This window comes from uncultured Pedobacter sp. (genome assembly GCF_913776295.1).
Lineage (GTDB): Bacteria > Bacteroidota > Bacteroidia > Sphingobacteriales > Sphingobacteriaceae > Pedobacter.
Window position 1 is genome coordinate 1 of record NZ_CAJYOJ010000049.1, and the last position, 6,188, is coordinate 6,188.

4 protein-coding genes are annotated in these 6,188 nt (G+C 38.6%); 2 read left to right on the forward strand and 2 right to left on the reverse strand.

The features are described from left to right. The first annotated feature begins 474 nt into the window (after nt 1-474). A complete protein-coding gene (locus QZ738_RS10085; protein WP_293787118.1) occupies nt 475-666 on the forward strand; it encodes a hypothetical protein in 192 nt (63 codons plus the stop codon). A gap of 583 nt (nt 667-1,249) precedes the next feature. Here the strand turns inward: QZ738_RS10085 and QZ738_RS10090 are convergent. Together QZ738_RS10090 and QZ738_RS10095 are read right to left on the reverse strand one after the other, a co-directional pair. Continuing rightward, nucleotides 1,250-2,497, reverse strand: a complete 1,248-nt coding sequence (locus QZ738_RS10090; protein WP_293787119.1) for a DUF4374 domain-containing protein — start codon at nt 2,495-2,497, stop codon at nt 1,250-1,252. A gap of 30 nt (nt 2,498-2,527) precedes the next feature. Continuing rightward, nucleotides 2,528-4,885, reverse strand: a complete 2,358-nt coding sequence (locus QZ738_RS10095; RefSeq protein ID WP_293787120.1) for a TonB-dependent receptor — start codon at nt 4,883-4,885, stop codon at nt 2,528-2,530. Between the two features lie 268 nt (nt 4,886-5,153). Between QZ738_RS10095 and QZ738_RS10100 the strand changes: the two genes are divergently transcribed. After that, entirely contained in the window at nt 5,154-5,735 is a 582-nt protein-coding gene (locus tag QZ738_RS10100; RefSeq protein WP_293787122.1) for a DUF4142 domain-containing protein, read from the forward strand. The last annotated feature ends 453 nt before the right edge of the window (nt 5,736-6,188 follow it).

Consider the following 6,188-nt stretch of genomic DNA (forward strand, 5'->3'; position numbering starts at 1 on the left):
GAGTCCGAAAAATTTGTTAGGCCGGACTTAAGTAGAACGGGGGCACAGTGCGAAGGCCTTGTTAGACGGAAATGCATTGTGCACAAGTGTCTAACTATCAAATGATAACAAAATAACGTCAATGGTAGTGTGGTACCATAACTGTTTAGTCTGGAGATGGGAGTCGATCAATTGATTTGAACACTTCACTTATTAGCTGACCATTAGGAAGCTAAGAGCGTCAAGATTGTAGAAATAGCGTAAAAAATCTTTTTGTCAAGCTTGAACGGTAAGCTTGAAGTTCAGTAGTTGGCTGATCAATAATCACCATTTTAAATCCAAGATTGAAAAACTTCTTTCCTTCTTAACCATTGTTGAAAATTTTAAAAGAATAAAACCTGCTGAAATAGAACACTTAACAATTTTTATCGATACAACTTGCAAAAACGAGTTAGGAGATTTGCCTTCAAATGGTAATTTTGTGTTATGGCAAATATGAACGTTAGAAAATCAATTCAGAATAAGATCGAATCATTAGCGAAGGAAATTGAAACCTTACAGGCAGAATTAAAGAGATGGGAAAAAATTGCTGCAGATTACGAAATCAATTCGGAAAGCATTGATTTGATTTTATCGATCCAATTACCCGAAAAACCCGAGCCAAAAGCTAAAAAGGCAAAATCGTAAGACATTAAACAAGAAAAACCTGGACACGCCCCAGGTTTTTCTTGTCTCATCACCAAATCCGATAGCCGTTGGATTCGTTTCGGGGTTCTTAATCAGTAAAACGACAAATATCAAGATACCATAGTTTACTTTAGGTCTTCCCATAGCATAAGTAACCAGAAAAAACGGTGTCTGTTGAGGATAAACCTTAAAAAGTTAACCTCTCCTTATTTATGAACCACTTTACTGATTACTGCACCGGTATCGGATTAATTTTTAAATTGGTTCCACCACCACAACGGCTTTCTTCCCCTTAAATTTAAACTGATTGCCCTACCTTGTTGATACTGCACATAAGAAGGAATTTTTTCAGGATAAAGCTTAAACGCAATTGCGCTCAATTGCGATGGTAATTACATTGAAAACCCAGATACATACAGTTATGCAAACGACCAGAACAATCATACCCGATATATGGCCTAGCCAGAGGTGAAGCCATTTATTGATTCGGCTAAAGCGTGAATCTTTATTTCTTTTCTCTACCGGAGCAATTTTTTTAACCGTTGCCATTGTGCTGTTTGGTTTTTTAAGATAATATTTATGGCTATTTTAAATGTTGAACAGCAGTAATTACACCGCCTTCTACCTTCAGGCCTCTTGTAGCCGTTGCGGTAGTCGCATCAATTTTATATACATAACTTGTACCGTCGCTCAAGTTGAAACCCATGTAAGCTAACTTCCCATCCTTTGGAGTATAGTTATTTACTGTTACGCTAGAGATAGCTGTTTCTGCAGGAAGTCCGCTAACCTTTTTGAAAGTTTTATCCACTACGTTTAACACACCAATGGTTTTACCTATGGTGTAAGCACCTTTATTGGCTTTTGGTACCGCATTTACGATGAAATTGTTACCACCGATATACATCCAGTTGGTCATCGCATAGCCACCGGATGCAGACTCGAAATCAAGGAAATAAGTTAAATCGAACTCAGTGGTTCCCGCTTTAATTCTGGTGATGGCAGAAGGTTTGGTAGAGGTGATTTTAGAATCGGTAAGTACATCTTTGGTTTCCGTATTATCGTCAATAGCTACCGAACTTGAAAATGCGTAAACATCACCGTTCTCCACTACACCCAATCCGTCAGTAAAATATCTCCCGATAAAACTGGTACGGTCATCTTTGATTACTTGCTCTAATTTCATTTCCGGATAAGAATATACAGCTATCCAGGCGGTATTAGGATATTTTGTCCAGAATCTGCTACTGTAAATACAAAAAAACGGTGCATAAACCTTATTTCCAACCTGTTTAATCCAGCTAAAATGTGCAATCTCGCCATTGTTTGCCGGAGCTTTTGCATCTAATGTTCCTTCGCCAGAGATCAAAAGGCTATTGGTATTTACCTTATACCAGTTTGCTGTAGGAGCAGCTAAATTTCTTGGGATTTTAACCAACAACAGATCGTCATTAACCGGCGTAAAAGCTTGTACAGTTTCAGTCTGAAAATTGGATATCTTATTCAGTTTACCAGCCAGAATATTATAGGTAGTTACTGCACCCGGATTGCCCTGTCCGTAAAGCATACTGAAAAACTTATTGTTATGGGTAACATAATAGCGGTAAGTTCCGTCTTGTTCCACTCCGTTACCTGCGGTAGAGATGGTACCTTTTTCCAGATCGCTAGCGGTAAGTAAATAATCGGCAACACCTGTAGAAGCCACCGGTGTAACCGCCAGGATAAAATTGCCGGGGTTTTCAGGAACATTTTCAATTGCTTCTTTTTTTGAACAAGAGGTGAGTGCGGTAGCGAAAGCTAAAGCTATAAACGCTTTGGTAAAGTTTGTTTTCATATTATTTATTTTATTTATTAATGATTGATTTTAATTGATGAAATATCTGAGGTTGAGGTAGAATGCCCGGCCAGGTTTCTGAAGACTAAAATTGTCGAAGAGGTCTGCATTGGTGATATTCTTGGCTTCTAAACCGATATTGTATCGACCTTGCTTTAAACTGTACACCAGGTTCAAATCGTGATTAAGCTGCTGGGGAATCACTTTTTTATCGGCAGTAGAACCCTGACTTGGCCAATACAGCCAAAAAGCATGTACGTATAATAAGTTATAACCAACCGACAGGTTATTGCCCTTATGGCCCACATCTTTCAAGGAAACCGAAACATCTCCATTTCCATACAGATATGGAATGTTGGGCATCTGATCCAAATACACGTTGCTTACATTGGTAAATTTTTCGCCTGTACTTGGATTAATTTCATATTTCTGAAGGTTTTTAAGGTTTTGGTAAGTAACTGTGGTACCCATGCTCAGCCAGTTTTGATACGAATACCTGATTTCTGCATCCCCCCCTACCGTTCTTACCCCATCCCGGTTATCGGCAACAAGTTTTGATTGGTTTTGGTTCAATCTGTTATAAATAAAATCGGTTGCATTACGGTATATAGCGTTAGCCGTAACAGAGAAGTGATGCTCCTTATTCACCGAGAAAGCGTAACTAACTCCTAAATTAAAATTATCGCTTTTTTCAGGTTTTAAGCCTGGGTTGGCATCCTGGTTTTCTACATCGCCAAAAATCTCCTGGGCTTCGGGCATGCGATTGGTAAGTTCGTAAGATGCTTTTAATTGTGTATTCCGGTTAATAAAATAGGTAAGCGCAGTGCCATGGCCCAATCTATCGATATTATTCTGACCTGCATCTACACCCTTTCCGTTCACGTTGCCCTGCGTGATGTATTTACCAAAAATGGTTGCACCCCATTTATCTTTCACGTCAAAATTATAACCAAGTCCCAGCACATTTTTATTGGTTTTTTTAGGGCGTTCATAATCTGCATTGGCAGGATTGAGTTCATCACCACCTTTTCTGTTAAAAGTGGTAAACACATTACTTAACGCTAGGGATTGATGGTCGTCTATTCTATAATTTAACATGGTTGTTGCCAAACCATTGTTGTTTCTGTACTTGTACAAACTGCGGGAACGTTCGCCATTGGTTCCATTAGGCTTGCTGTTTCCATACCAGTCATACCTAACATTTAAAGTATCGATATTTTGCTCATGTCCTAAATTGTAATTGGCATTAATGGTTACATCCAAACCTTTAATCAGATTTTCTTTCTTATATTTTAAGCTAGGCATTAAGATATTTCCTCTGCGGTGCCAGCCACCAAAAACAGAAACCATTCTGGCCCCGGTTTGTATTTCTTTATAATTCCGGCCAACAGTAAACCCAAACAATAATTTATCGGCATAACTTTTACCCACCAAACCCACATTTGCAATCAAAGTTTCGTTATGATAAGTATCATTAAACCTCCTTAAAGAAGCAACGGGTGCATAGGCCCCGGTATAAATATCAGAGGCTTCTACATTTACCTTATAATTGTTATCCGAATAATTCTGGAAGGCATTTAACTGAAATGTTACCCCCTTTGCCGAGGTAACTGCAGCATTGATTACGCTTCTGTGCGTATTAAATGATCCGAATGAGTAAGAAACATCAACATAATTGCGGTAGCGATCTCCTGTTACAATGTTAATGGCACCTCCTAAGGCATCAGAACCCAGCCAAATGGGCACTACACCTTTATATACCTCAATCCTATCGGCAATATTGATGGGGATATTGTTGATCTGGAAAGATGATCCAAAATTATCCATTGGAATACCATCAATAAAATACCTCACATGATTGCCTGAAAAACCGTTCAATGAAAGGTTAAAGTTTGATCCAACCCCTCCCGATTCTCTTACCCGTATACCGGCAACGCGATCTAAAGCACCGGAAATATCAAGCGTGGTATTATAAAGTTTTCTGGCGTCAACAGCAGTTACATTATAAGCCTGCCTGTTCACTTCCTGGCTGGTGGTTCTACCGATTACATTAATGGTTTCCATTTGCTCAAATGATTCTGTAAGGCTGAAATTGAAGTTTCCGACCTGCCCTTCGGCAATCTTGATTTCCTTTTTCTGTGTTTTAAACCCTATCGCTGATATTTGTACAGTATAACTACCTAAAGGAATATGGGAGAATTTAAAATTTCCATTCTGATCTGTTAAAGTGCCATAATTGGTTTTTTGTAATTTAACAGTGGCCCCGGGGAGCGGTTCACCATTGTTGGTTTTAATTTGCCCTGAAAAACCTGAATATCGATTCTGGGCCGAAGCAAAAATTACACAGGCACATAGTATGCCCAATAGCAAAATTTTCTTAATTTGCATGACTTTTAATGGAGATTAAAGGTGAGCCGGATTTCCGGTTTTGCCACACGGGTGCGAACCGTGTGGCTTTCTTATCTTCGGCAAAGATATACTCTATTTAGATTAAGTCCAAATAAGAATACATAATATTTCTCAATATTTAATTCGCTCTGCTTTAGTAAACCTGGTTTTCTGAACAGCTGACCCTTAGACGATTTTATCAATCTCAAAAACTTTAAAACCCTTTCTAAACAAATCGTGTTTTGCATATACAACAAAAACAATGTATATGAAAAAGTTTATTTATGTAATGGCTATTTCTGCCCTGGCCTTTCAGGCATGTAATGGAGGAAATAAAGATGCCAAAGAAAGTGCCGATAGTTTAAACATGGCTAAAGATACGACCACCAATGCTGCCGCTACCGGCGGAATTGCAGTAGATGAAGCTGACGCCAAATTCACCACAGAGGCGGCTGTTGGCGGCATGGCAGAAGTAGAATTGGGAAAAATGGCCCTTGAAAAAAGCAGTAATCCCCAGGTTAAAGAATTTGCAACCATGATGGTTAAAGATCACGGTATGGCCAATACAGAGTTAATGGCGATAGCCAAACAAAAAAACATCACGCTTCCAACTACAGTTGATGATGAGCACAAGAAAAAAATGGAAGACCTGAGCAAAAAGACAGGTGCAGATTTTGATAAGGCTTATGTAAGCGCCATGGTGGATGGACACAAGTCTACATTAAAATTAATGGAAGATGAGTCGAAAGACGGCAAAGACGCCGATCTTAAAGCTTTTGCAACGAAGACTACTCCAATCGTTCAAAGCCACTTACAAATGATCAATAAAATTAACGATAGCATGAAATAACATGCTTTAAAAGTTATCATGGGAGAAGGAACGATATGTCGCACCTTCTCTACATGATGATTTCTTTGAAAAGCCTTCTAAACTGGCTGTAGTAAATTACTTAAAACCAATACGCTATCCCCCAACTCATTTCTAACTTTCGTTACATCTTTCCATTTATTAAAATTATTAATAACCTGAGTTTGATTAATAATGTGCTTTAATTTAGGTTCATTGGTACTTTGCATGAACGGTCGTCACCATGAGGGATAATTTATTTTATAAAAATCAATATAAATGACGTAACTAATTACTTATGCTATACACCCCAGTCTTGCCTCGGCTCGCCGCCGCCGAAGGGCTCTTACTTTTTGGCATCAAAAAGTAACAAAAAATGCCGGCTGAAAATTTTTCTTTTAAAGCAAGTAATAGGGCTTGGGCAGTAGAATCCGAAAAATTTGTTAGGCCGGACTT

Bases quoted from the DNA above. Each gene is read 5' to 3' on its own strand.
- QZ738_RS10085 (WP_293787118.1), top strand. From the start codon at position 475: ATGAACGTTAGAAAATCAATTCAGAATAAGATCGAATCATTAGCGAAG.
- QZ738_RS10090 (WP_293787119.1), bottom strand. From the start codon at position 2,497: ATGAAAACAAACTTTACCAAAGCGTTTATAGCTTTAGCTTTCGCTACC.
- QZ738_RS10095 (WP_293787120.1), bottom strand. From the start codon at position 4,885: ATGCAAATTAAGAAAATTTTGCTATTGGGCATACTATGTGCCTGTGTA.
- QZ738_RS10100 (WP_293787122.1), top strand. From the start codon at position 5,154: ATGAAAAAGTTTATTTATGTAATGGCTATTTCTGCCCTGGCCTTTCAG.